This is a genomic window from Psychrobacter sp. AOP22-C1-C5, assembly GCF_052378885.1.
Classification (GTDB): domain Bacteria; phylum Pseudomonadota; class Gammaproteobacteria; order Pseudomonadales; family Moraxellaceae; genus Psychrobacter.
The window spans coordinates 22,436-47,895 of record NZ_JBQSYC010000013.1 but is presented as its reverse complement, the minus strand read 5'-3'; the positions used below and the strand labels follow the sequence as shown (position 1 = coordinate 47,895).

Annotated in this window: 25 protein-coding genes; 20 read left to right on the top strand and 5 right to left on the bottom strand. The window is 41.1% G+C overall.

Annotation, left to right across the window (positions count from 1 at the left end; translation table 11 throughout):
* Positions 1-26 precede the first annotated feature (26 nt).
* Together ACT3TH_RS12965 and ACT3TH_RS12960 are read left to right on the top strand one after the other, a co-directional pair.
* On the top strand, positions 27-1,319 hold the full coding sequence (locus ACT3TH_RS12965; RefSeq protein ID WP_057758801.1) for a hypothetical protein: 1,293 nt from the start codon (positions 27-29) through the stop codon (positions 1,317-1,319).
* 128 nt (positions 1,320-1,447) lie between these two features.
* On the top strand, positions 1,448-1,696 hold the full coding sequence (locus tag ACT3TH_RS12960) for an antitoxin VbhA family protein (RefSeq protein ID WP_057758803.1): 249 nt from the start codon (positions 1,448-1,450) through the stop codon (positions 1,694-1,696).
* Between the two features lie 751 nt (positions 1,697-2,447).
* On the opposite strand, the gene ACT3TH_RS12955 is transcribed toward ACT3TH_RS12960, so the two are convergent.
* Positions 2,448-2,873 (bottom strand): elongation factor P hydroxylase, encoded by a 426-nt coding sequence (locus ACT3TH_RS12955; RefSeq protein WP_444756240.1) that lies wholly within the window; start codon positions 2,871-2,873, stop codon positions 2,448-2,450.
* A gap of 158 nt (positions 2,874-3,031) precedes the next feature.
* Between ACT3TH_RS12955 and ACT3TH_RS12950 the strand changes: the two genes are divergently transcribed.
* The 6 genes from ACT3TH_RS12950 to lysM all read left to right on the top strand — a co-directional run bounded on the left by ACT3TH_RS12950 (position 3,032) and on the right by lysM (position 7,600).
* Complete coding sequence (locus ACT3TH_RS12950; protein ID WP_444756239.1) at positions 3,032-3,625, top strand: YceD family protein; 594 nt, start codon at positions 3,032-3,034, stop codon at positions 3,623-3,625.
* Between the two features lie 317 nt (positions 3,626-3,942).
* The gene (gene rpmF / locus ACT3TH_RS12945) at positions 3,943-4,125 is read left to right on the top strand and encodes a 50S ribosomal protein L32 (protein WP_057758809.1); all 183 of its coding nucleotides are present in this window, start codon (positions 3,943-3,945) and stop codon (positions 4,123-4,125) included.
* Positions 4,126-4,559: 434 nt separating this feature from the next.
* Positions 4,560-5,528 carry an ACP S-malonyltransferase gene (gene fabD / locus ACT3TH_RS12940; RefSeq protein WP_444756238.1) on the top strand — a complete coding sequence of 323 codons (969 nt, stop codon included), beginning with the start codon at positions 4,560-4,562 and terminating at the stop codon, positions 5,526-5,528.
* Positions 5,519-6,253 carry a 3-oxoacyl-ACP reductase FabG gene (gene fabG / locus ACT3TH_RS12935; protein WP_444756245.1) on the top strand — a complete coding sequence of 245 codons (735 nt, stop codon included), beginning with the start codon at positions 5,519-5,521 and terminating at the stop codon, positions 6,251-6,253. Before fabD ends, fabG begins: the two co-directional genes overlap by 10 nt.
* A gap of 269 nt (positions 6,254-6,522) precedes the next feature.
* Positions 6,523-6,759, top strand: coding sequence for an acyl carrier protein (acpP, locus tag ACT3TH_RS12930; protein WP_021813394.1), 237 nt, complete (start codon positions 6,523-6,525; stop codon positions 6,757-6,759).
* 304 nt (positions 6,760-7,063) lie between these two features.
* Positions 7,064-7,600 (top strand): peptidoglycan-binding protein LysM, encoded by a 537-nt coding sequence (lysM, locus tag ACT3TH_RS12925; protein ID WP_444756237.1) that lies wholly within the window; start codon positions 7,064-7,066, stop codon positions 7,598-7,600.
* Between the two features lie 154 nt (positions 7,601-7,754).
* Here the strand turns inward: lysM and queG are convergent, their stop codons facing one another.
* The gene (queG, locus tag ACT3TH_RS12920) at positions 7,755-8,993 is read right to left on the bottom strand and encodes a tRNA epoxyqueuosine(34) reductase QueG (RefSeq protein WP_444756236.1); all 1,239 of its coding nucleotides are present in this window, start codon (positions 8,991-8,993) and stop codon (positions 7,755-7,757) included.
* A gap of 194 nt (positions 8,994-9,187) precedes the next feature.
* On the opposite strand from queG, the gene ACT3TH_RS12915 reads away from it, so the two are divergent.
* Entirely contained in the window at positions 9,188-10,984 is a 1,797-nt protein-coding gene (locus ACT3TH_RS12915; protein WP_444756235.1) for an NAD(P)H-hydrate dehydratase, read from the top strand.
* Here the strand turns inward: ACT3TH_RS12915 and ACT3TH_RS12910 are convergent.
* Positions 10,981-11,475: a DUF4124 domain-containing protein gene (locus tag ACT3TH_RS12910; RefSeq protein WP_444756234.1), complete on the bottom strand. Its 495-nt coding sequence runs from the start codon at positions 11,473-11,475 to the stop codon at positions 10,981-10,983. The two genes, ACT3TH_RS12915 and ACT3TH_RS12910, sit on opposite strands and share 4 nt — an antisense overlap.
* Before the next feature lie 945 nt (positions 11,476-12,420).
* Here ACT3TH_RS12910 and ACT3TH_RS12905 point away from each other — a divergent pair.
* The 8 genes from ACT3TH_RS12905 (at position 12,421) to ACT3TH_RS12870 (ending at position 20,153) form a co-directional block, all read left to right on the top strand.
* Entirely contained in the window at positions 12,421-14,133 is a 1,713-nt protein-coding gene (locus tag ACT3TH_RS12905; protein WP_444756244.1) for an acetolactate synthase 3 large subunit, read from the top strand.
* A complete protein-coding gene (gene ilvN / locus ACT3TH_RS12900; protein WP_444756233.1) occupies positions 14,133-14,630 on the top strand; it encodes an acetolactate synthase small subunit in 498 nt (165 codons plus the stop codon). The genes ACT3TH_RS12905 and ilvN overlap by 1 nt, the downstream gene beginning before the upstream one ends.
* A gap of 153 nt (positions 14,631-14,783) precedes the next feature.
* Positions 14,784-15,800, top strand: coding sequence for a ketol-acid reductoisomerase (ilvC, locus tag ACT3TH_RS12895; RefSeq protein ID WP_444756232.1), 1,017 nt, complete (start codon positions 14,784-14,786; stop codon positions 15,798-15,800).
* 277 nt (positions 15,801-16,077) lie between these two features.
* Complete coding sequence (locus tag ACT3TH_RS12890) at positions 16,078-16,503, top strand: hypothetical protein (protein WP_444756231.1); 426 nt, start codon at positions 16,078-16,080, stop codon at positions 16,501-16,503.
* Between the two features lie 380 nt (positions 16,504-16,883).
* Complete coding sequence (locus tag ACT3TH_RS12885; protein ID WP_057758834.1) at positions 16,884-17,096, top strand: cold-shock protein; 213 nt, start codon at positions 16,884-16,886, stop codon at positions 17,094-17,096.
* A 247-nt stretch (positions 17,097-17,343) separates the two neighbouring features.
* Entirely contained in the window at positions 17,344-17,904 is a 561-nt protein-coding gene (locus tag ACT3TH_RS12880; RefSeq protein WP_444756230.1) for a DUF421 domain-containing protein, read from the top strand.
* Between the two features lie 437 nt (positions 17,905-18,341).
* Positions 18,342-19,091 carry an electron transfer flavoprotein subunit beta/FixA family protein gene (locus tag ACT3TH_RS12875; RefSeq protein WP_444756229.1) on the top strand — a complete coding sequence of 250 codons (750 nt, stop codon included), beginning with the start codon at positions 18,342-18,344 and terminating at the stop codon, positions 19,089-19,091.
* 129 nt (positions 19,092-19,220) lie between these two features.
* Positions 19,221-20,153: an electron transfer flavoprotein subunit alpha/FixB family protein gene (locus tag ACT3TH_RS12870; RefSeq protein ID WP_444756228.1), complete on the top strand. Its 933-nt coding sequence runs from the start codon at positions 19,221-19,223 to the stop codon at positions 20,151-20,153.
* Positions 20,154-20,251: 98 nt separating this feature from the next.
* On the opposite strand, the gene ACT3TH_RS12865 is transcribed toward ACT3TH_RS12870, so the two are convergent.
* Both ACT3TH_RS12865 and ACT3TH_RS12860 read right to left on the bottom strand, forming a co-directional pair.
* Positions 20,252-21,046 (bottom strand): TrmH family RNA methyltransferase, encoded by a 795-nt coding sequence (locus ACT3TH_RS12865; RefSeq protein ID WP_444756227.1) that lies wholly within the window; start codon positions 21,044-21,046, stop codon positions 20,252-20,254.
* Between the two features lie 126 nt (positions 21,047-21,172).
* Entirely contained in the window at positions 21,173-22,156 is a 984-nt protein-coding gene (locus ACT3TH_RS12860) for a class 1 fructose-bisphosphatase (protein WP_444756226.1), read from the bottom strand.
* A 408-nt stretch (positions 22,157-22,564) separates the two neighbouring features.
* Here ACT3TH_RS12860 and ACT3TH_RS12855 point away from each other — a divergent pair, with 408 nt between their 5' ends.
* From ACT3TH_RS12855 to ACT3TH_RS12845, 3 genes are read left to right on the top strand one after another with little or no spacing between them, the layout of a single operon-like run.
* Entirely contained in the window at positions 22,565-23,638 is a 1,074-nt protein-coding gene (locus ACT3TH_RS12855; protein ID WP_444756225.1) for an aspartate carbamoyltransferase catalytic subunit, read from the top strand.
* A gap of 58 nt (positions 23,639-23,696) precedes the next feature.
* Positions 23,697-24,908, top strand: coding sequence for a dihydroorotase (locus tag ACT3TH_RS12850; RefSeq protein WP_444756224.1), 1,212 nt, complete (start codon positions 23,697-23,699; stop codon positions 24,906-24,908).
* A complete protein-coding gene (locus ACT3TH_RS12845; protein WP_444756223.1) occupies positions 24,901-25,449 on the top strand; it encodes a DUF2127 domain-containing protein in 549 nt (182 codons plus the stop codon). The genes ACT3TH_RS12850 and ACT3TH_RS12845 overlap by 8 nt, the downstream gene beginning before the upstream one ends.
* The last annotated feature ends 11 nt before the right edge of the window (positions 25,450-25,460 follow it).

Sequence of the window (25,460 nt, the reverse complement as noted above, 5' to 3'; positions counted from 1 at the left end):
GATATAGTCGGTATTATGAGGTGAGTATGAAAACAAAACTAGAGTATCAGCCAGATATAACAGAAACTAATAAGCTGATCTGTGAGAGGTACTGGTTAAGAGAAGGCGATAAACGAAGTGGTTTTATATATACCTGTAAAGAAATAGGTCAAGAGTTTGATGTTAAGCATCAGGATATACCTAGTATCGTTAAAATAAATGCTCATCTTGTCGTACTAGACTGCCAATGCATAGACTGCGGTACAACTAAGATTTGCTATACTCGCTCACAGCTAACTCGATTGGATCTTATTAGATGGCGGTGTGATGATTGCAGGGCGGCGCTTGAAAAAAGAATGGATCAAGAGTACTTAGAGTATCGTCTTAAACAAGACCGTTTAGCAGAAGAAAAGAGACAGACCGCTCTAGAGTACATCAATCAATGCCGAAGCATTCAATTAAGCAGTATTCCTTCAGTCACTGAGCTTAACGATGTGGATAAACTTCTACTCGCAGCGACTGTAGAGAGCCTAGGGGCAGATAATATAAGGAATACAGTCTCTCTACGTGACAATTTATCATTACCTTTATCACCGTTCTCTAAATTAGATGAAGAGATACTACAGCATCTTTTTAACCGAAATCTGCTCATACTCGCTTCTGAAAATAGCTACGAATACGTAACTATCAACGAAGAAAAAGAGCTAGAGATAGATTTCTATCAAGCGATCTTTGAGTTTGCTTATAGTATTGAGAATCTTACTAAAATCTTGATAAACGCTAAATCTCAGAAAAATACCAGTGCTCTAGTAGCGAATGATCAATTTAAGAACTGGTGTGAAAAGTTACAGCTAGGAGAGTGTTTAAGCTACCTGATTACTAGGTCAAGATTGAACTATCTAGCACCGCCTATTGGCGAAAAGCTAATTAGTATTCTCAGATCATGTTTAGCTGAATGCTCTGTATCAACCATGCATTATATCATTTGGAAGTCTGTGGAAAATGCTGCTGCATACGTGCAAAAACCAGGTATTACTCGAAAACATGCTTCAAATTCTGTTTCTGGTAATATAGAGAGAGTATTCAATAAAATATACAGTGGTAGTTGGAGTCACAATAAATCTTTTCGCGATGCTAGCCACCCTCAGTCTGCAATGGCCAAAATATTTTTTGATTATGTATTTGCAGTAGATGATGGTGGTTTTCACCATACTCTTGATGAGCTATTCAGCCCATATAGGTCCCAAAAAACTTTAGAGCAAGTAAGTTACGCAACTCTAGGAGATGCTAGAAGTACGAATTATTCAGTCACAATAGCTCTTGATATTAAACAATCATGATTTACCGATGTCTAAATCACTAATACAATTAAATCAGCCGAATAAGACATAGCAATGAGAGAAAGATTGTCTAGATAGAAGACTATCTGACTTGCTGAACAATTTTATTACTACTGATAGGAGCTAGTATGGAAGATTCTAAATTTGAAGCATCGATTACCGATGATCGTCCTATCCTCGTTAGCAAACAAGAAATAGAAAAGCGCCGCCGCATTAACTTTGATACTTTGGGCAGCTTCGCAGTCGATAATATTCCTATTAACCCAGATACTCAGCACATCTTTCAAGACTTTGAGGAAGGTAAAATTGCAACTAGCAAGGAAGTAAAAGCTTTGCTACATGCTCACTATACTAAGATAGCGCTCGAAGATAATTAGCTCTTATAGTTTGAGCCCGACGTTGCTAAGCTATTATAGTATTGCTTTTCACAGCCAGTATCGAAAGATGAAACATAATTAATTGTGCTATTCAATCATATTTATCAAATCATTTCACCTATGTAAGATTACTAGTCCAGTATCACTAACTCTCGTCCAGCCATCTCCGAAATAAAGAATAACTATTCTGCCCACAAACATAATAATGCTATAGCTAGTCAGCTTATTCGCTTAGTGAATAGATAAGCATTAAGACCTAATATCACCGTGGTGAATTACATCCTTGGGTCTGCTTCTATCTACACTCGCGTGCTTTAATATTACCATCATTATATCCGTGTTCATATGATTCGATATCTTGCAACTGACAATACTATGTGCAAAGACGTTAATGATAAACATGAATAGCAGAAAACTACTTTTACTTCTACCTATCTGACATAGATAAAATCTACTGGATTAGAGGATGGTACGATTGATCAAAAGTAACCATTAATAGATAGACGTAGCGAAGCGCATCATGTCCGCGTTTATAGCTTAGATAGGATGATATTAGAAAGAATGCTTCTGAAGATGTGAAAGATACCTGAAAAACTTAATTGTTATGATACCTAATTGATAGAACGACCATTATCTTTTGGATAGGTAAAAGTGATTTGTTCTGATAGGTTGTAATAATCACCGAAGTGATAGTTTTAATTTAGATGCCTACAAATAATATAGCGATGTACACTATTAGAATAAGAGGTTTCTAGCATGTCAACCTATAAGGAGATGTGTGCATTTCGTGTAAGGCACTTGCAAAAAATCCATGAGCAAACTCAATTCTTGCTGGCTGACCGTTATGAGCTGGAAAGTATTCTGGTTCTCCCGCACTATGAGCCAATATGACATTTTGCTGAACAAATAGGGTGTTGAATAATTGAATCAGCCAATCTGTTGCCGCTCGTTCTCTGTCTTCAATTGAATATGGCACGTTATTATCTATTTCAAAGGTGTGTAACTTTTGCCACTCATTTTTCCAAGTCTTTAAATGGTCTTTTCGCTCAAAGGTCTGTGAGTCAATAAAATTTTCTTCAATATGGCCGGTCAACTCGGTCAAGTGTTGTAGGAACAGTCCGGCTTTAATACAAGACAGTAGATGAGAAAAATCAGTTTTATTGTTAAATGAACTCATAGATAAAACACTAGTCAGATAAAGGATGAATAAAAGGAATAAATAAGTCAGACCAACGCAGACAAAAACTTTTTAACATACTAGCGCTAGCGCAGCAGGGCGCTTTCCTTTAGTATGGCAGGCAATATTATACACCGTTTTGATAAATGAGGCCTCGCATGTCAAGCACTCCAGAAAGTAAGTCGTCAGCACTTCAATCCGACATTAACAAAACGTCTGTCTCTACCAACATGCCTGAGCATATTTCTTTAGACAAATGGGCAGACACAGGGTATGAGTGGGTAGGAGAAGTAGAGCCGAACTCTTTTAAGCGTCTCACTGCCATATTGACAACTGAACATGAGCAGTCAAAAATGCAGCTCAATGCTAACTTATATCGACGCAATAATGTACTACATTTGGCTTTTACATTGACTGGTGAGGTCTGGCTGACCTGTCAGCGCTGCTTGCAACCAATCGCTGTTGAGTTATCGGACGATTACAACATTGCTTTACTCGAAAAAGACAGTCAAGTGCGCTTAGTCGATGAAGAACAAGACTATTTATTGCTTGATGAGATTATCACTGAACAATCACCAGAGCATTTATTGCCATTTAAAAAACTGGTTGAAGATGAGATTTTGTTAAAGACCCCAATGGCACCAAAGCATACTGACTGTGAAATGAGTGTTGAGCAGTTTGGTGAGATTCCAGAAGAAGAAGAAAATGAAAATCCTTTTGCTGCGTTAGCTTCGCTCAAAGGCAAACTATAATCGTATCAAGGTTTTATTTAATAGATATATACTGTTTTTCTGGGCTTTGTGCAGAAGAGTGCAAGGCAGGGCTTTATTAATCTAATAAACATGCGTATAATGTCCGGTTTATTGCATTCGAGCAACCTGTTGCTTGCTGATAGAAGCTGACTGGTTAGATTTTTTGTAAATTTTAGACGTTGTCAGCGCTTTATGTGAGTGACAATCTATTTAACTAATTATGATTCAGACTTAGGTTGTTTTGATTACATAGCCTCTGTCAGTATCGACTAAAGCTGAATTTCAAGCTTATCCCTTTTAAGTATAGGAGCTATATCATGGCTGTTCAAAAAAGTCGTAAAAGCCGTTCTCGTCGTGACATGCGCCGTTCACACCATCGTATGGAAATTGCTGAGCTAAGCGTAGATGCTACTACTGGTGAAAAACATCGTCGTCATCATATGACTAAAGATGGTTTCTACCGTGGTCGTCAATTATTCAAAGTCAGTCAAGACGCTTAAGTCTTTGATTGTCTAATAGCAAATATAAAAGTAATGATGATACTGGTGATTGTCATTACCTTTTTGCAATTATTATTAAATAATATGCTTTAAACTAAAAAAGCCAAGTTATTTCGCTATCATATATTATGTGGCTGGATAACTTGGCTTTTTGCTATAAGTTTTTTATCGTTGTTATTTAAGAAAGACTCTAATTTAAGCCATTGATGAATATAAAGATAGAGAGTTGAAATCTACGCTTCTATTCAAGCATCGTTTATTACTTCACATGCCTAGGTTCCATTCGCTATGATAATAGTGAGTGTCAGTGTATAGTTTGCTGATGGTTGATTTTTTATGCGAATGATGAAAGCGACGACTTGATATAGTATCTAATAATATAATAACCCCCATTGTTTTTAGGGATGTTTCCAATTAAATAAGGAATGTTGGTTATGGCTTCTGTACCCGATATGGTAAAAAAGCAGCCTACGCGTATTGCGGTAATTTTTCCTGGACAAGGATCACAAGCGGTCGGGATGACTAGCGAGCTTGCTGAAATTTATCCGGAAATTCGTGCTACTTTCACTGAGGCGAGCGACGCGCTTGGTGAAGACTTGTGGGCTATCTGTCAGGATGAAGAAAAGCTCAATCAAACTCAGTATACTCAACCAGCATTATTGACCGCTAGTATCGCAATTTGGCGTATCTTAAAAAAGAAAATGGACACAGCACCTTATTATTTGGCTGGTCATTCTTTAGGTGAGTATAGTGCGCTTTGTGCTGCTGATGTGATATCACTGGCCGATGCCGTAACCTTGGTACATAAGCGTGGTCAATTAATGCAAGAGGCTGTTGTAGGTATCGATACAGCCATGGCAGCAGTACTGGGTTTGGAAGACAATCGGGTCGAAAACTTATGTGAGCAAGCGACCGAACACGTCGATGGTGCAGTGGTTGGTGCTGCAAATTTCAACAGTCCAGGGCAGGTGGTTATATCGGGTAATTCGGTGGGCGTCAATGCCGTAATCGATAAAGTACAAAATACTGGCAAAAAAGCCATTCCTTTAAAAGTGAGTGTGCCATCACATTGTGCCCTTATGGAACCAGCCAGTAATGCATTGGCTGAGATATTAGCAAGTATCAAGTTCGACCAAGCGAATATTCCTGTTATTCAAAATCGTTATGCGCGCATTGAAAGTAACGCCATTGGCATCAAACAGGCATTAACTGAGCAATTAAGCCAACCTGTGCTATGGTCGAAAACCATGCAAGAGCTGACTGACAAACAAATCAATGTTCTAATTGAATGTGGCAGTGGTAATGTATTAAGCAATCTGGCCAAGCGTCAAGCCCAACCAATTACTAGCTATCCTACTGACAAGCCTGCCCGTCTTGATAAATTAATGGAGATATTATCATGAGTCGTACAATTACATTAGTAACAGGTGCCAGTCGCGGCATCGGTAAAGCAGTCGCTAAACGTTTTGCCAAAGAAGGCCATTTTGTCATTGGGACAGCGACTAGCGAAAAAGGTGCTGAGCTTATTAATGATTATCTTCATGATACTGGCGGTATTGGCAGAGTCTTAGATGTGAGAGATACGGCACAGATTGATAAACTGTTTGAAGAGATTGAAAGTGTGTACGGCACGGTACAAGTATTGGTAAACAATGCAGGTATCACGCAAGATGGACTACTTATGCGTATGAAGGACGAAGATTGGGGAAATGTGATCGATACCAATTTGACCTCGATTTATCGTATGAGCAAACGTGCGGTGCGCGGTATGATGAAAGCGCGCCGTGGACGCATTATCAATATCACTTCTGTTGTTGCTCAAATGGGTAATGCGGGTCAATCTAACTATGCTGCGACTAAAGCCGGAGTAGAAGGGTTTAGCCGTACCTTAGCACGTGAGATTGGTTCACGCCAAGTGACTATTAATTGTGTAGCACCAGGTTTGATCGAAACTGATATGACAGATGAGCTGGATGAGCGTCTGTTGAACTCTATGTTGGATGCTGTGCCAATTAGTCGTCTTGGTCAACCAGAAGACATTGCAGCAGCCGTGCATTTCTTAGCAAGCGATGAGGCAAGTTACATCACAGGTGCTGTTATTCCTGTCAATGGCGGCATGTATATGTAACTTGAAAGTAAGTGTTACATACTTATAATAAAAAACTGTGTGAACGAGTGTAAACTCTAATAAAGGGTGCTATAATGATGGACACTTTTATATCAAAGCCCTGTATTATAGCTAGGCTTTATCAGACATTAGTCAAATCGTATAACTTGTTATAAAGCATTTAGACGACCTACTAATTTAAAAACATCATTCTATATACAATGTCATAAAGCCTACTTATAGTGCTAAGGCAGTTTGTCAAAATAATAGATCAAAAAGGAGCAATCTACATGAGTAACGATACCGAGCTAAGAGTTAAAGCAGCAGTAGCTGAGCAATTAGGTATGAATGTTGAAGACATCAGCAATGATGCATCATTTATGGAAGACTTGGGCGCTGATTCATTAGACCTAGTCGAATTGGTTATGTCATTTGAAAGTGACTTTGGCATTACCATTCCTGATGAAGATTCAGCAGAATTGACCACCGTACAAAAAGCAATTGATTATGTACAGGCACAGCTATAAGTTGCCACTTACTTAGCTAGCAAGTTTTATCTAACCGTTTATCTATTAAGATAAGCGGTTTTTTTATGTCAAATATCGGGCTCATCTATCAGCTTGTCAAATTGTAGTTATCAGATGACTAATTACATTAACATAAGCTACGCCAAATCAACATTACTCAACATACTCTTACTATTCACAGCTTTTGCCTTTGGCTATACTCACCATGGTAAACGCTAGCGAAGAAAAACTATGGTATCCAAATAGGATCACCGTTAGACAATAACCACAAATAATAAATAATGATATTCCAAGGAGCAGTAACATGGGCGTATTCAGTTTTGCAAAAGATATTGGCGATAAAATATTTAACCGAGATGATGCCAAGCACGATGCCAAGTCAGAAACAAATGCATCTGCTAACACACCAGCTACGAAAACAACTGCTGGCACAACAGCAGCCAGTAGTGAACCGTCAGCACAGTCAGTTGCTAACCTTCTACTTCGTCGTATTCAGCAGCACAATATCAATATTAGTGACCTAAAAATCAAATATAACGGCACAACAGATACTGCAGAAATCAGTGGTAAGGCGAAAACTCAAGCGGATCGCGAAAAAGCAATTATTGCTATTGGTAACGTGCAAAACGTAGCCAAAGTCGTTGACAGTATTGATGTTGAAGAAGATGTACCTGAATCTACTATGTATACAGTAAAATCTGGTGACAGCTTATCTAAGATTGCCCAGAATGTTTATGGTTCATCAAACGATTATATGAAGATATTTGAAGCCAATAAGCCAATGCTTTCTGAGCCTGATAAAATTTATCCAGGTCAAGTATTGCGTATACCAAAGCCATAATATGTTTTGAATCAATACGTTGAGCACTATTTAGATGGTCAATGAGTTTTGAGAAAACGCCTCTTTTTTTAAGAGGCGTTTTTTATTGGTTCATTTTAGGCGGTTGTGTGAAGCATTTGAACAGTGGTAGGTATCGCACATATGAGCGATAAGGTTAAGAATCAGTAGGGACTAGCTTTTCGTACTGTTCAACGATTGCCCATCTTATGTGCTCATCGAGAACGTTACTATGTTCACCTAGCCTTGCGCGTAGGTGATGAATCGTTTCTTCGCTACCATTCGCATTGCCAAGTCCAATAGCAATATTGCGTAAAAAATTGACGTAGCCTGTACGTCTGATTGGACTGCCTTCAGTTTTTTTCATAAACTCTGCTTCTTGCCATTGCCACAACTCTAACAAACTGCTGTTGTCTAGGTTGTGCCGCGGTGCAAAGTCTTCTACAGGTGTGAGATTGGCATAACGGTTCCATGGGCAAATGAGCTGACAGTCATCACAACCAAAGATACGATTACCAATCGCACGGCGGTATTTTGGATCGATAATACCGTCATGCTCGATAGTGAGATACGAGATGCAAGCAGAAGCGTTGAGTTTATAAGGCGCGATAATGGCCTGCGTGGGGCAAATATCAATGCAGGCGCTACAACTACCGCAGTGGGCTTTGACTGGCTCATCATCGGGCAGCTCAAGACTGACAAACAGCTCACCCAATACAAAAAACGAGCCCGCTTGTTTATTTAATAGCAAGGTATGCTTTCCCGTCCAACCAAGGCCAGCTGCTTCTGCAATGGGACGTTCAAAGATAGGTGCAGAGTCGCTAAAGGGTCTAAAAATAAAATCTTGTTCTGAGCCGATATTAAGGTGCTGCCACTCAGGAAGCATAGCTTCAATCTTTAACGCCAACTGCTTTAAACGGCTGCGCATGGTCTTGTGGTAATCGCGTCCTCGAGCATAGCGTGCAATAATGCCTTGATTGGGATGGTCATTATCACTAACCGTACGAGATTTTGGCGTTTGAGTCAGATAATCCATGCGCACACTAATGATTGTTTTTGCGCCCTCTACTAATTGTTCAGGATGAGCGCGTAGATGATGGTTATGGTGCATGAATTGCAGTTGACCTTCATACCCTTTGTCTAACCATTGTTGCAACTGGATAATTTGCTGAGCAAACAGAGGATGATGAACAGACAAAAAACCGCAATCAGCAAATCCTAGTGATTGAGCTTGTTCTTTAATCCACTGTTTAACATTTGCTGTAGTCTCAAATGTGATGATATTGTTGATGGCAATTTTCTTTTCAGACTTATGATTGGGAATAGAAGGCAATGATTTGGCTGATGCCTGCTTAGCTGAAGAGGTTGATACGTTTGGTTCAGATGAATGATTCATGTATGGCAATAGATATTGATGTGAATACCGTTATGATAAGCGAGTGAGCGAAGAGCGCAAGCATAAAAACAAATAAACTCGTATTCATATTAATACATAAGTCAAAGTCAGCTTTGTTAAGCTAATAACACTAAGAAATAAACCATTTTTACTATACTAAAAAATACACCAATAAAAGTAGTCGAGGGTTAGCCATGCAAATGTATTCCAATTTATTATGTCAAAAAACCACAACACCTGTAGCACTCTATAATAGTGAGCAAGTATACGCGATGGAGCAAGCATGGTTTGCAGAAGGCTATGACAGTTTTGGGCTAATGAAACAAGCGGCGTGGCAAATGACTCAGCATATTGAGCAGCTTTACGAGCGAAATTGCTTGAATAAGTTGTCATCAGGCAATGGCAGTTTTTATTACCGTCATACTCGCCAGCCCAGAGCCAGTATCTGGGCTGGAAAAGGCAACAATGGCGGCGATGGTTGGCTAATCGCTTCTTACTTGCAACAAGCTGGCTGGCACGTTCAAGTAATAACGGTCGGCTTTGAGAATCGTGATTTTGAAGTAGGTAATACGAGAGAGGTTTCTGATGCGGCAAGCGTAACAACGGACGCTATAAAGGCATTGAAAGTAGCCCTATCAACTGGTTGTGATTATCAACGTTTTGAAGATATTAACGGTAGTCAGAGTGGTTCAGAAACATCTTTGCAAGCAGATGTTTATATCGATGCGCTGTTTGGTATTGGACTAGACCGTGCACCTGAAGGTATTTATAAACAGGCGATCCATGCCTTCAATCAGGCAGTACAACAAAATACCGGCTTAACAATGGCAGTCGATATCCCGAGTGGGTTGGTTGCTTCTACTGGCGAGGTATTCAACCGTATAGCCATCCAAGCAGATATAACCTTATGTTTGATTGCGCGAAAGTTCGGTCTGCATACCAAAGACGGGGCAGACTACAGCGGAGAAGTACTTGATATACCGCTGATACCTTATCAAAAAGCATCTGCTAAAGACAGTAACCGACAACAAGGTTTCAATCAGGCACTGACGCCAGTTGCTATGCTGCTAACTTCTGCGCACAGTTTAAATGCTCGTCGTCAAAACAGCTACAAAGGCAGTTATGGTCATGTTCTAGTTATTGGGGGTAATCGTGTCGATGATTCTCAAGGTATGGGTGGAGCAGCCATACTGTCTGCGTCCAGCACCATGGCAACAGGAGCGGGGAAAATCACCGTCGCTTGTCACAAGGCTTTTCACGGAGCTTTATTGACGACGTTACCAGACGCAATGACCATCGATTTACATGATGTAGAAGGTGTGAAGCGTTTGATTAAAACGGCCAGTGTCGTTGCTATTGGCATGGGATTGGGGCGTGATGAAAAAGCAGAAGCAATATTTATAAGTTATATACAAGCTGCTATAACCGAAAAAAAACCAATTGTTATTGACGCTGACGGCCTTTACCATTTAGCAGCACTACAAATGGACAACCATGAGCTAATTACTCAGCTACGTGAACATAGCGCCGATCATCAGGTATGTTTGACACCGCATAGTGGTGAAGCTGCTAAGTTGCTCGATAAAAAGATAAGTCAGGTAGAAAGCAACCGATTAGCAGCTATCAAACAATGCGCTGTGACTTATGGCGGGGATTGGGTGCTAAAGGGAGCAGGTTCTTTGATATTAGAGCAAAATTCAAACTATAGCCAAGTTTATGTTTGCGGTGTTGGCAATGCTGGTATGGCAACGGCTGGCATGGGCGATGTATTGTCTGGCGTTGTTGCTGGGCTGTTGGCGCAACAAGATCTACAATCAGAGGTGCGTAGCCTGCATCAGGCAGTGGTTATTCATGGCCTAGCAGGTGATACGCTAGTGAATCAGACAAGTAGTAATGAAAGCAATATGCTACTGGTTGGACAACGAGGGCTGCAAGCTCAAGATATGCCAGCAGCCATTCGTCATGTGATGGAGTCTGGGACTAGGTCTTAAGTAGGGTTGCTACAATACTGAGTGATTGCCTGCTGAACACGTTCACGCTTAAGCTCAATTTCACGGCCGTCCAGATACTGACGTTTACCATTGGCATCCATTTCATATATACGTCCACCAACATTTAGATTGGTCAAGTTGTTGCGTAATGACTGGCAACGCTGAGCATTGGCTTGAGCATCTTGCTCTTTAATACGCGCTTCTAACTGAGCAACTCGCTGTTCTTCAGCAGTTTGAGTATTAGCATTTTGATTGGCATCGGTTTTGCCTGCCAGTTGTCCCGCATTGTTTTGTCTACCGTCACTACGAAATTCAATCAGCTCAACATTTTTGCCGTTTTGCGGCGCATGCTGACTGTATTTGACTTCTCCGTACGCACCAATAGACTTATAAACTTGAACGGCTTGACTGGCGTTCATTGACAGTATTAGCATGCACGCCGTACTGACAAGTAGTTTGGCAGCATTATCTATCTTAAACGCATATGCCATTGTCGCAATCCTCTTGACTGATAAGAACAGATATATATATACGTATAAATATAACATCTGAATGGTGATGTAGTATCAAAAATTTTTGAAGGTTTGATTTTAACAAATAATCCTTATGGATGTATATTATTTAATAACCAATAGTTAGGTATGGGCTTTAGAATTTTTTCTTGACAATAGCTTGTAAACCACCGAATATAATAACAGTTGATTGGTCAGTGAACGGCTTTTACTACATTGCCGTGGCACTTGAAAATAAAAACTATGAGTTGCTTATCAGTAGCTCATGCAGCTTTATTTTCTTTGTGACAATGCTATAAGAAAAATAGTGAACACTATGAATAACCTTATACATTGTCTCCGGACTTATCTGTCTACAATGACTAAGATAAACTTATTATTTGACAGTCGCTATATGTTGTTTTAGCGGTTGTGTTAGATTGGTACTATATTTACTGATAGAGTTCTCCTTATAAGCCATACGTAAAATTGAATGATTTTATAAGTATTATTGGCCATGAGAGTATTTTTCTCTATCTATACTTGAATATCTATACCAATTGATTGATACGAATGCTGGCTGATACTTGGTCAGTACTACGCATAAATAATGAGCTTCTTTTACAGATGCACTTGCATCTTGTCACTGTATATCGATAAACCCCTGTCACAAAACTGACCTTACACATATTGCTGAAATACAGCGGGCACAAATTCTTGTTATGTACAAGAATTGGCATTCGTTTTTACGAGATGGACAACAATGTGTAAACGTGGTTGTTTTATTTCATGAAATAACGCAATTTTTTGCCACAAAAAAAGGTGATGACAGTGACGCAAACCACGCAAAGTCCAAACATGACTGGACATACCCAAACGGGTAATGCTGCCAAAAATTTTGAAGAGAAGCAACAACGCCTTGTTGAAAACAGTAAGCAGCCTATAATGCTGTCTGGCGCTGAAATGTTGGTACAATCGCTGACTGATGAAGGTGTCAAATATATTTTTGGCTATCCAGGCGGTGCTGTTCTTCATATCTATGATGCCTTGTTTCAACAAGAACACATTGAGCACATTTTAGTGCGTCATGAGCAAGCAGCAGGCCACATGGCCGATGCTTATTCACGCGTGACTGGTAAAACAGGTGTCGTGTTGGCAACGTCAGGCCCTGGTGCGACCAATACGGTGACTGCTATTGCGACCGCCTATATGGACTCTGTACCGATGGTGGTGATAGCGGGTCAGGTTCCAAGTAGCCTAATCGGTGAAGATGCTTTCCAAGAAACAGATATGGTCGGTGTATCGCGTCCTATCGTGAAGCATAGCTTTCAGGTACGTCATGCGAGCGAAATCCCAAGTATTGTTAAAAAAGCCTTTTATATTGCACAGTCTGGACGTCCAGGCCCTGTCGTTATTGATGTACCAAAAGATATGACGGCTCCTAATGAAAAGTTTGCGTACGAATACCCAGAAGAAGTATTTATACGCTCTTATCAGCCTTCAATGAAAGGGCACGGCGGCCAAATTAAAAAAGCGGTTGAGACCTTGTTAGCAGCTCAGCGTCCGGTAATTTATGCGGGTGGCGGTGTGATTTGGAGCAAGGCTCACAAAGAGCTAACGGAGCTTGCGCATCGTCTAAACTTGCCTGTGACCAACACGTTAATGGGTCTTGGTACTTTCCCTGGTTCTGACCGTCAGTTTTTAGGCATGCTGGGTATGCATGGCACTTATGAAGCCAATATGACCATGCATCATTCGGATGTCATTTTGGCTATTGGTGCGCGTTTTGATGATCGCGTAACCAATAATGTCAAAAAATTCTGTCCGAATGCAACAATTATTCATATCGATATCGATCCAGCTTCGATCTCTAAAACGATTCTTGCTCATATTCCTATCGTTGGAGATGTAAAATCAGTATTGACTGACATGTTAGATATCATCGGGAACGATAAAGAGTTAGAGCAACATGCTTTGCTAGACTGGTGGTCACAGATCAATGAATGGCGTAAGCGTCATGGTTTGCGTTATGACACTAACACAGACAATGGTATTAAGCCGCAAAGTGTCGTACAAGCATTAGACAAAGTCACCAATAGCAACGCTATTATTACCAGTGACGTCGGTCAGCATCAGATGTTTGCTGCACTCTACTATACTTATCTAGAACCAGGCCAATGGCTCAATTCGGGTGGTCTTGGTACGATGGGTGTTGGCTTACCGTATGCCATGGCCGCCAAACTTGCAAATCCAGATCGCGATGTGGTTTGTATTACTGGTGAAGGCTCTATCCAGATGAATATTCAGGAGCTATCAACCTGCCTACAGTACAACTTACCAGTCAAAATCTTAAACCTAAACAATGCGCAACTAGGTATGGTTAAACAGTGGCAAGATATGTTGTATGAAGGTCGTCACGCGCAGTCTTATATGAACTCGCTACCAGATTTTGTGAAATTGGCTGAAAGTTATGGCCATGTGGGCATCAAGATTACCGATCCTGCAACTATGGAAGCACAGTTGGCTGAAGCCATGGCGATAAAAGACAGATTGGTATTTATTGACGTTTATGTCGATCGTAATGAGCATGTATACCCGATGCACATTGCTGGGCAAACCATGCGTGATATGTGGCTAACAAAAGGGGAGCGTGCCTAATGCAACAACAACATCTGATTTCGGTATTGATGGAAAACGAAGCGGGTTCGTTGTCGCGATTGGTCGGATTATTTTCACAACGTGGCTATAATATCGAAACATTAAACGTCGCACCTACTGATGATCCAAGTATTTCACGTTTGACGTTAACGACCATTACCTCACCTGAAAGAATTGAGCAAATCACCAAGCAATTGCATAAGCTGATTGAAGTGGTTAAAGTGCACAATCTTTCTGACACTGTGCACGTTGAGCGTGAGCTAATGCTCATCAAAGTACGTGCAACGGGTAGTGTGCGTGAAGAGATCAAACGTAGCGCAGATATTTTCCGTGCTCAGATTGTCGATGTAAATGCCAATTTATATACCATTCAAATCGTCGGCGATAAAGCAAAACTCGATGGTTTTATCGATGTACTTGGTCGTGAACGTATTATGGAAGTTGTGCGTTCAGGCGTAATTGGGATTGCACGTGGCGAAAAAACGCTTAGTCTATAATCAGCGTTGATTTTGCTTCAAATACCGTATTTTAAATTTATTTATTCAAAACTTAACATCGCGTTTATATAGCAGCTCACCTTCTTATAGTGACTGTAAACTAAACGCTCATTTATCCATGGTTAGCCATGATTGAGGAAAAGGACTCTACTTATGAACGTATATTATGATAAAGATTGTGACCTATCGATTATCCAAGGCAAAAAAGTTGCTATTATTGGTTATGGTTCACAAGGTCATGCACACGCTCTTAATCTACAAGATTCAGATGTCGAAGTGACGGTTGGTCTACGCGCAGGCTCAGGCTCATGGAAGAAAGCTGAAAACGCTGGCTTAAAAGTTGCTGAAGTAGAAGAAGCCGTAAAAGCGGCTGACGTGGTTATGATTTTGACGCCTGATGAGTTCCAAAAAGAGCTTTATAGTGACGTGATTGAGCCAAACATCAAAGAAGGCGCGACTCTGGCGTTTGCCCATGGTTTTGCTATTCATTATAACCAAGTCGTACCGCGTAGTGACCTTGACGTCATCATGATTGCTCCTAAAGCGCCAGGTCATACCGTTCGCTCTGAATTCACTAAAGGCGGCGGCATTCCTGATCTTATCGCTATTTATCAAGACGCTTCAGGTCAAGCCAAGCAAGTGGCACTATCGTATGCCGCTGGCGTTGGTGGTGGTCGCTCAGGCATTATTGAAACCACTTTCAAAGATGAGACTGAAACTGACTTATTTGGTGAGCAAGCGGTTCTTTGCGGCGGTGCAGTTGAACTGGTAAAAATGGGTTTTGAAACCCTAACTGAAGCAGGCTATGCACCAGAAATGGCTTACTTTGAATGCTTACATGAGCTTAAGCTTATCGTCGACTTGATGTATGAAGGCGGTATCGCTGATATGAATTACTCAATCAGTAACAATGCTGAATACGGCGAATATGTGACTGGTCCTGAGGTCATCAATGAGCAATCACGTGAAGCCATGCGTAATGCACTAAAACGCATTCAGTCTGGTGAGTACGCAAAAATGTTCATCTCTGAAGGTGCAACCAACTATCCATCAATGACTGCTCGTCGCCGTAACAACGCTGAGCATCAAATCGAAGTAACTGGTGCTAAACTACGTGGCATGATGCCTTGGATCGGCGGCAATAAAATTATCGATAAAGACAAAAACTAAACTTATATTAAGTATTATAAAAGTTAGTTATAAAAAACCCATGCTATAAACCAATAGCGTGGGTTTTTTAATGGGTGCTGTATGCTCAATGTTTCTATAGGCATGTCTTCATGTGGGTTGAAAACTCGTCATAACTGCCTAATATAGACAAACGTCATTATAATCGTTAATGATTCGCTCGAGGAGACAACGAGCATTATCTTCGTTGAACTCTGAGCTATTAGATAAAAAAAATATCTCTTTATTCTTATTTTTCATAGATTACAGGTTGTGTGTTGTGCAAATATCTTATCTTGACTGGCTAACGCCGCAATTCGTATATGTTACCCTTAGCGCCGTGATAGCAGTGTTAATTTGGATAGAAGGAGAAATGCTCAAAAAGACAGATGGCAAATTGCCAAAATCTAAATTTTTTCAAATTAGCTCACTCTTAGATACCCTATGGTTCTTTATATCTGTAGTCATTTTATACGCGATTGATCTGACACCACTTGCTATAGCCGTACCAGCTGCCTACGGTATTTATACCACCTTTGGTTGGGTTTATGGGACGCGATTATTAAAACGCAAAGGTATCCCTGATTCTCCTAAAGACTTGGTTGTTCCTGCTAAATATATCGCTTATAGTCAGTCATTTTCGTTGATATTTTTTGCGCTTTGTTTGTTAGTGTTAAGCTCACAGTGGTTACCCATATTGCAGTAAAGTATATTGATATTAGTATCTAATTATTATGCCAAAACACCTTGTTATTGGATCAAGATGTTCATTTTTATTTACGTTATTAAAGATGTTTTTATAAAAATATCTTTAATATCAATATAATATATCTCCATCCTTCAATTACTTCAGTTTGCCTAAATTAACTATAATTGTTTACAAAAATCATCAATTTAAGCGGTTGCGGTTATCAAAAGCTGTTATAATCAAGATGTATTCAAGGGATTTCATGCGAAAATCTTATAATGTTTATAAGATGATCTGATGGTTTTGACTATCAAATTAAGCAGGAAATGATTTGAATATATATCAATTAATCGGTGATGACACAAGTCACGCCAACAGTTAAAGAGTTAGGAAAATTTATGTCAGATAAAGTTGAAGGCACTGTAAAGTGGTTTAATGAAGCTAAAGGTTTTGGTTTTATCGCTCAAGACAATGGCGGACAAGATGTATTCGCTCACTACAGCGCTATCCAAGGTAATGGTTTCAAAACTTTAGCCGAAGGCCAAAAAGTGTCTTTCATCTTAGGTGATGGCAAAAAAGGCCCACAAGCTGAGCAAATCGAAGCTATCTAATCTCATTGCTTATTAAACGAGCTGGTTTTCAGTAAGTTTAATATCTATTAGATTATCAATATGCATTGATTACTTTGTTTGTTAAAACAATAAAAATACTGTTTCAACTTCAAAAAAAAGCAACCTCTCATCAGGTTGCTTTTTTTATACCATTTTTCTGAAATTAAATTGATATAGTTGATGGCCATTTGTGTCATTGGGCAACAAAAATAGTAATGCAATAAACATGCAATAAAAAAGGGTTTTTATGAAGTGGGAAACTTGGTTATCAATGGATTGGCAGCAGGTACTAGGTATCTCTCTATCAGCAATAGGGTTTTATATAGGCCTCATGCTATTTACGCGGCTAATGGGATTGCGAAGCTTTTCTAAGCTGTCAAGTCACGATTTTGCGATGACAGTTGGTATTGGTAGTATACTCGCGTCTACGGTAATATCTGACACGCCATCTTTGCTTCAGGGCCTGTTTGCTGTCGCCGTCTTGTTTTTAATTCAAGGTATTATCTCGGTTATCAGACGTAAAGTGAAACCGTTGAAATCCTTGATCGACAATCAAGCCATCATATTAATGGCACATGGTGAATACCTTTCGGACAATTTAAAAGAAGCCAACCTCACTACTAGCGACGTCCAAGAAGTACTGCGCAAAAACGGTATCAAATCTAAGACTGAAATATTTGCCGTTATCATGGAGACGACAGGCGATATGAGCGTGATTAAAAAAGATGATGTCACACCTGATTTGACGTTATTTAATGACATACGCGACAGCGAGTTGTTGATGAAACCTGAAAATCATTCATCGTGATACGATGTTAGTATTTCAACACGTTTAGATAAATAATAACAAAATATTAAATCAATCCTGTGCCTGCAATGCTATAAAGGTATGAGAGATTTAGAATTCGAGTAAGACAAGTGCTGAGACGATGTGCCTATAAACTATTTTTTATAGAATGGTGACAAATTTATGACGCATTATTCACGGCGTTGTCTTGACGTTATGTCTGTGCTCACGCAAGATACATAGGTCTGATAATAACGGTTGGCTTAGCTTCAGCAAATTTCATTGATAGTGTGGATAATACTAATATAGCTTTATCATTAGATTTTCTGACTGAGTTTTGGTCTTATGCTGAGCAGCAACAACCTTGAGTACAATTTTGAACGACAGTTTGAATCACCATAAATCTTTGGTTCTCAACTGACAATTTTTAATTCATAACATAAATAAACGAGGAACGTATGAAAGCATTAGTAGCGGTCAAGCGTGTCATTGATTATAACGTAAAAGTTCGTGTAAAAGCTGACAACTCTAGCGTTGATCTATCGAACACTAAGATGTCAATCAACCCATTCGATGAAATTGCAGTAGAAGAAGCGGTGCGTCTAAAAGAAGCGGGTGTTATTGACGAAGTCATCGTGGCTTCGATTGGTCCAAAAGAGTCGCAAGAGCAGATTCGTGCAGCATTAGCATTGGGCGGGGATCGTGGTATTTTGGTCGTTACCGATGAAAAACCATACCCACTACAAGTCGCTAAGATACTAAAAAGTATTGCCGAAAGCGAAAGTACAGACATTATCTTGTTAGGTAAGCAAGCGATTGATGATGACAATAACCAAACTGGTCAGATGCTTGCAGCCCTGATGGGAATTGGTCAAGGTACATTTGCTTCAGAAGTAAAAGTTGAAGGTGATAAAGTCAATGTCACTCGTGAAATCGATGGCGGCTTACAGACAGTAGCACTTGATTTGCCAGCAGTGATTACCACTGACTTACGTTTGAATGAGCCACGTTATGCCAAGTTGCCTAACATCATGAAAGCGAAGAAAAAACAGCTTGATGAAAAGACGCCAGCTGATTTTGGTGTTGATATGGCAACCAAGCAAGAAATTATTAAAGTTGTGCCACCTGCTGACCGCAAAGCTGGTATTACAGTGGGTTCAGTTGATGAGTTGATTGATAAGCTAAGAAACGAAGCAAAAGTAATCTAATACTTCGCTACAGCCTATCATGTACAAGGTTATCGTATCAGAACAGTTTTGTGCTAAGAGCAAAGATACATAACGTTGTACACAAACAACCGAATGAATAGATGACACAAAAAATAAAGGATTAAGATCATGGCAATTTTGGTATATGCAGAACATGACAATGCCAGTCTAAAAAAGGCAACTTTAAATACTATCGCTGCTGCTAAACAATTGGGCGATGATATTCATGTGTTAGTTGCGGGCAGTGGCAACCAAGCAGTAGCTGATGAAGCGGCTAAAGCTGAAGGCGTAACTAAAGTATTATTAGCAGACAACGCAGCTTATGAACATCAATTAGCTGGTAACATTGCGCTGTTGGTTGCTGATATTGCAGGCGACTATAGTCATATCCTTGCGCCTGCCACCACTACTGGTAAGAACTTTTTGCCACGCGTTGCCGCGTTACTTGACGTAAGCATGTTATCAGAAATTTCTGCTGTCATAGATGCGCAAACTTTTGAGCGCCCTATCTATGCAGGTAATGCAACAGCGACAGTTAAAACGTCAGAAGACAAAGTCGTATTGACTGTCCGTACGACGGCTTTTGATCCAGTTGCAAGCGAAGGCGGTTCAGCCACTGTTGAAACGATTGACAATGTACAAGAAACTGGCAAAGCAAGCTTCGTCAATGAAGAGATGGCCAAATCAGATCGTCCAGAATTAACCTCAGCAGGTATCGTGGTTTCTGGTGGTCGTGCACTGGCAAATGGTGAGAACTTCACTAAATACATCGAGCCATTGGCTGATAAATTGGGCGCAGCGGTTGGTGCCTCTCGTGCTGCTGTTGATGCTGGTTATGTACCAAACGATATGCAGGTTGGTCAAACAGGCAAAATCGTTGCACCGCAGCTTTATATTGCTGCTGGTATCTCAGGTGCTATTCAGCATCTAGCCGGTATGAAGGACTCTAAGGTTATTGTTGCTATCAACAACGACCCAGAATCACCTATCGCCAGCATCGCAGATTACTACTTAGAAGCAGATTTGTTCGAAGCATTGCCTGAGCTGACCAGCAAAATCTAGGTCATCAGTAGTTGATAAAGTAGCAGTCATTTAAAAACCCACTATCTTTTGGTAGTGGGTTTTTCTATTTATAACTATTTTTAAACCAACAACTAGAACTAAGCATAGTGTCTTTGACGCAATGTTTCATATAAGCAAAGCGAGCCTGCAATCGCAACGTTCAAGCTTTCTTGTCCATTTGGCTGCGGTAGCGCAATAGGTGTCGCGCACTGCATCAGCTCATCGCAGACGCCTTGACCTTCGTGTCCCATAATCCAAGCAATAGGCTGCCTTAAGTCATGTTGATAGATGACAGTATCGGTATGGGAGCTGGTTGCAAACAAGGGAGTCTTTACGTGGTCTAAAATATCTTGAACACTCAAATCTTCATAAATGGTCAACGCAAATTGCGCGCCCATGCCTGCGCGTAATGTCTTCGGCGACCACGCTTGAGCAGTTGCACTGGTACAAAGGATATTATGAATGCCGACTGCCGCTGCTGTGCGTAGTAGTGTGCCGACATTACCACTGTCTTGAACATCATTCAAAATTAAGCAGTCATCTTTAATTGACGATAAATCAGGTGTTGGCACCTTAATAATAGCCATAATATCAATGCCTGTACCTAGGCTTCGAATGCTTTCGTAAAGCGCATCTGACAACGTCAAAATCGGTGTGTAAGTGGGCAAACGCGTCAATACTTGCTGTACCTCAGGATGCGTATGTGCGGATTCAGCCAATAGTATTTGGACAAATGGATAGTCACTACGAAGGGCAGCATCGATCAGATGAACGCCCTCAATGACGGTTTGACCGTGTTTTTTACGCTGACGTGCTTGCGTCAATAAGGCTTTTACCAGTTTGACCGTTGTATTCTTATCTGAGGTAATCAGCTCGGTAGGATTGGAGACCATAGTGGATCGCTTAGAAAAGAGGATAGGGTAAGGGCTATTTGAATGACCAGTATAACGTCAAGTAAGCCGTAAGCTTTATACTGGTCATCGTCAATGTATTTGTAAAGCATTGTACTTTTAAGTCAATTATTTCTCAGTATAGTTTACATGCAAGTCTTTCACGTAATTGACTTCATTTTTGCTGCCAAGCACGACAGGGACGCGCTGATGAATGTCTGTCGGCTCTATATCCAAGATGCGATTGACGGCATCAGTAGCGCCGCCACCAGCCCGTTCAATAAGTAAGCTCATCGGATTGGCCTCATACATCAGTCGTAATTTACCTGCTTTATTGGCATATTTGGTATCAAATGGATAAGTGAATAGACCACCGCGACATAAGATACGATGAACGTCACCGACCATGGCAGCCACCCAGCGTGTATTGAAATCTCGTCCGCGTACGCCAGTTTCGCCTGCGATTAACTCATCAATATACTGCTGCATGGGTGCGCGCCAGTAGCGATAATTAGAAGCATTGATAGCATACTCGCTAGTATCGGCGGCAATTTGTACATTGTCTTCAATGAGTACATAGTCACCTGTATCTGGATCTAAGCTGAACATGACGACGTTATCTGCTATTGTCAGCGCCAGCACGGTAGAGGTGCCATATAATAAATAACCAGCGGCAAGCTGTTTATTGCCCGCTTGTAAGTAGTCGCTGTTTTCACTTACCTGACCTTGGCGCTCATACGGCAAAATAGAGAAAATAGTGCCAACAGCCATATTGATGTCGATATTCGAAGAGCCATCAAGGGGATCAAACAAGACCAGTAAACTGCCATCCACATTGGCTGGTATGCCATCATCCAGCTCTTCTGAAGCAACGCCTGCACAATGTACGTTCTTTGCTAAAGCGTCTAGTAATAAATCGTTTGCCAGTACGTCGAGTTTTTTCTGATCTTCACCTTGGACATTTTGATTGCCAGCTTCACCTAAAATATCTGCTAAAGCGCCTTTTCTAAGTAACTGTGAGATGGTCTTGCCAACGTCAGTAATCGTGGTAATCACATCGTTAAGGGCAGGATTGGTTGCGTGATCGTTCAGATAGTTTGCTAAGGTCGTCATAAGGCTTCCTAATAAATAATAGTAAGAGTAAAAAACAGATGAGTATTGAAGAGAAGGGACGGCAGCACCAAGCTCCTTTTATTTGGCAAAAAACTTTCTTGATTCGGCAAGTTTTTAAATACCCAATCAGGCAACTTTGTCCTGACCAAAAAATCAGCTACACTATATCTATTATTATTCGACTATAGTTTCGATGAGCTTGTTTTTTGTGCGAGGTGCTAAAGGTTTGTTGCATCACCTACATGGCCGCCAAGAGTTATTCTACAGAGCCTGTTTCATTAGGGTAAATTGTAGCAAATAAGCGTCAAAATGTCCCTGTATCTGTGCGGATCAACCATAAATGCTCGAACAAAGACGAATAAGTGATTACTATAGACTCATATAAACCCACAATGAAGACTTGCCATTATGTCAAACTCGCTCAATAGCAATTCAACACATGCGGTCTTATCAACTGATGATGCCGCATTCGATTCCGATACCATTCATCAAAAGCTCAATACCTCATTGAGTCGCCCGCAGCTGAATACTGATGGTAGCATTCGTCACTTTTTGGGTGTCGAGGGTTTGAGTAAAGCGCAGTTGCAGGCAATCATCGCAAAAGCAGAGACGTTTTTTGATGACAAGGGACAACTGATTAATCGTCCTGAGCTTGAAGGTTATACGGTGATGAATTTGTTTTTTGAGCCGTCAACTCGTACGCGCACCACTTTTGAAGTGGCCGAAAAGCGTCTGGGTGCCAATGTACTGAATATCGATATCGAGCGCTCCAGTACTAAAAAAGGCGAAAGCCTACGCGATACGCTATGGAATTTGCAAGCGATGACGGCAGATATCTTTGTGGTACGACACTCGTCGTCAGGAGCCGCACATTTTATGGCAACAGAAGTGACACCAGATATCGCTATTATTAATGGTGGTGATGGCTGGCACGCGCATCCAACACAAGGAATGCTCGATATGCTGACCATTCACCGTGAAGCGCCGCGCCCCTTTGAAGAGCTATCAGTGGCTATCGTTGGCGATATCAAGCATTCGCGCGTTGCCCGCTCTGATATCAGTGCACTACAAACCTTAGGCGTCAAAGATATTCGAGTATGTGCGCCACGTACTTTGCTTCCCAAAGGTATTGAGCGTTATGGGGTCAACGTTTATGAAAACATGAATGAGTGCGTCACGGATTGCGATGTCATTATGGGGTTGAGAATTCAAAATGAGCGTATCGGCTCGCCACTATTGGCGTCATCGAGTGAATACTACAAACACTATGGCATTACACCTGAGCGCGTAGCACTTGCCAAACCTGATGCATTGGTCATGCACCCAGGACCGATGAACCGCGGGGTTGAGATTGCTTCGAGCGTGGCCGATGGTGCGCAGTCTGTGATCTTAAAACAAGTGAATAACGGCATTGCCATTCGTATGGCGGTATTGTCGCTTGCGATGGAAGGTCAACGCACACATCAGGCTGCTAATCATTGATTCTTGATCGGCTTTTTATTTTTATTTATTTCATCTTATTGATACGGTAATAACGCTCATGTCTACTATGCTCAATACTGAAGCACCGATACTTGATCATCTTCCCCAAGCCATTAAAAACAACTTATCAAGCACTGTAACCGATAAATTGGCTTCACTCGAAACAGTGCATGAAATGTGGCTGTTGCCACCATTGGTGGACTTGTGTGCTCGCTTACGTGAACCAGGTCAACAACAACATGGCACGCTTGAGTCAGAAGGGCGAGCAGCCCGTGGCAATGGCTTTTTGCATGTGGTGATTCCACCAGACACCAATCCTATATTAGAAAATGGTTCATTACTCAAAGGCTTGCGTGAGCGTGCGCTTGATGATGGCGGGATTCACTTGCATATTTTGGGTGCATTGACTGCTGGGTTAGAAGGCGAGCGTCCCTCCAATATTGCAGGATTAAAAAAAGGTGGCTGTATCGCAGTTTCTAATGCGCGCAGACCTTTTCGCAATGATCTAGTACTACTGCGTACATTGGAGTATGCAGCAACTTTTGGAATGAAAGTGTTCTTTTATCCAGATGAGCCAAGTTTGTCAGGGGAAGGCGTCGCGCATGAAGGTTACATTGCTTCATATCATGGTTTGCAAGGTATTCCATGGATTGCGGAAACGGTTGCGTTATCTACTCAGTTATTGATGGTTGAAGAGACAGGGATTGCCGCGCATTTTAGCCAATTGTCCTGCAAGTCTTCAATAGAGCTCATGCGCTGGGCAAAGGATAAAGGCCTGCCAGTGACTTGTGATGTCGCGATGCATCAACTTTACTTAACGGATGACAATCTTGAGGGTTTTAACGCTCAAGCTTACGTGTTACCACCATTGCGTAGTAATACTGACCAACAAGCCATCCGCCGTGGACTAAAAGACGGCACCATTGATGCAATTTGTAGCCATCATGAACCACTAAACAGTACGGCTAAAAAGGCACCGTTTGCTGAGAGCACACCTGGTATCTCAAATTTCGATACGTTTATGGCGCTGGCGTGTCAGTTGGTACATGATGAAGTACTTACTTTAGAGCAACTGGTAGACAAAATCTGTTTGAACCCAGCCAAAATCGCTGGTATCAGTGAACAATACGAAAGCATTGGCGGAGCTGTATTGGTCGATCCTAATGTAGAATGGCAAGTAACCGCCCAATCGATGCTATCAAGCGGTAAGAACACACCGTTTTTTAATCAGCAACTGAAAGGACGTGTTGTGGAGACTTTCTTTGGTTAGTCTGCCTCAACAGGATGACAATCTGCTGCCATCCTCAGAGGAGAATGAGCCAAATTTACTTAGACAGCAGGAAAGAGTGCGTAGTACTTCTAGTGAGTCCATTAAGGCAGTGGCAATCTATGAAGTAATCAAGGGTGTTGGTGCGTTAATAGGAGCAGGGGCCTTGTGGTCGTGGCATACCAACCTCGACCATTGGCTGACCATGGCTACCGCTTCTTGGCAGCAAAGATTCGGGCAACTGCTAGAACCGCAAGTAGAGAGTGCAGTACAAATTGCTCAGCACGCCAGCAAAAACTGGCCAGTATTTTTATTACTGATTGTGGTTTATGCCAGTTTACGCTTCGTTGAAGCTTACGGTTTATGGGAGGACAAGACATGGGCCTACTGGTTTGGCGTACTCGGTTACGTTATATTTATTCCGATTGAAGTTTATTATTTGATAGTCAGTCCATTCGATTGGTTTAAGCTTGGTATATTGGTCTTAAATATTCTGATCGTTATCGTGGTTTATCGTAATATGAAACGAAAAGGTCTGATATAGACGATACTAAA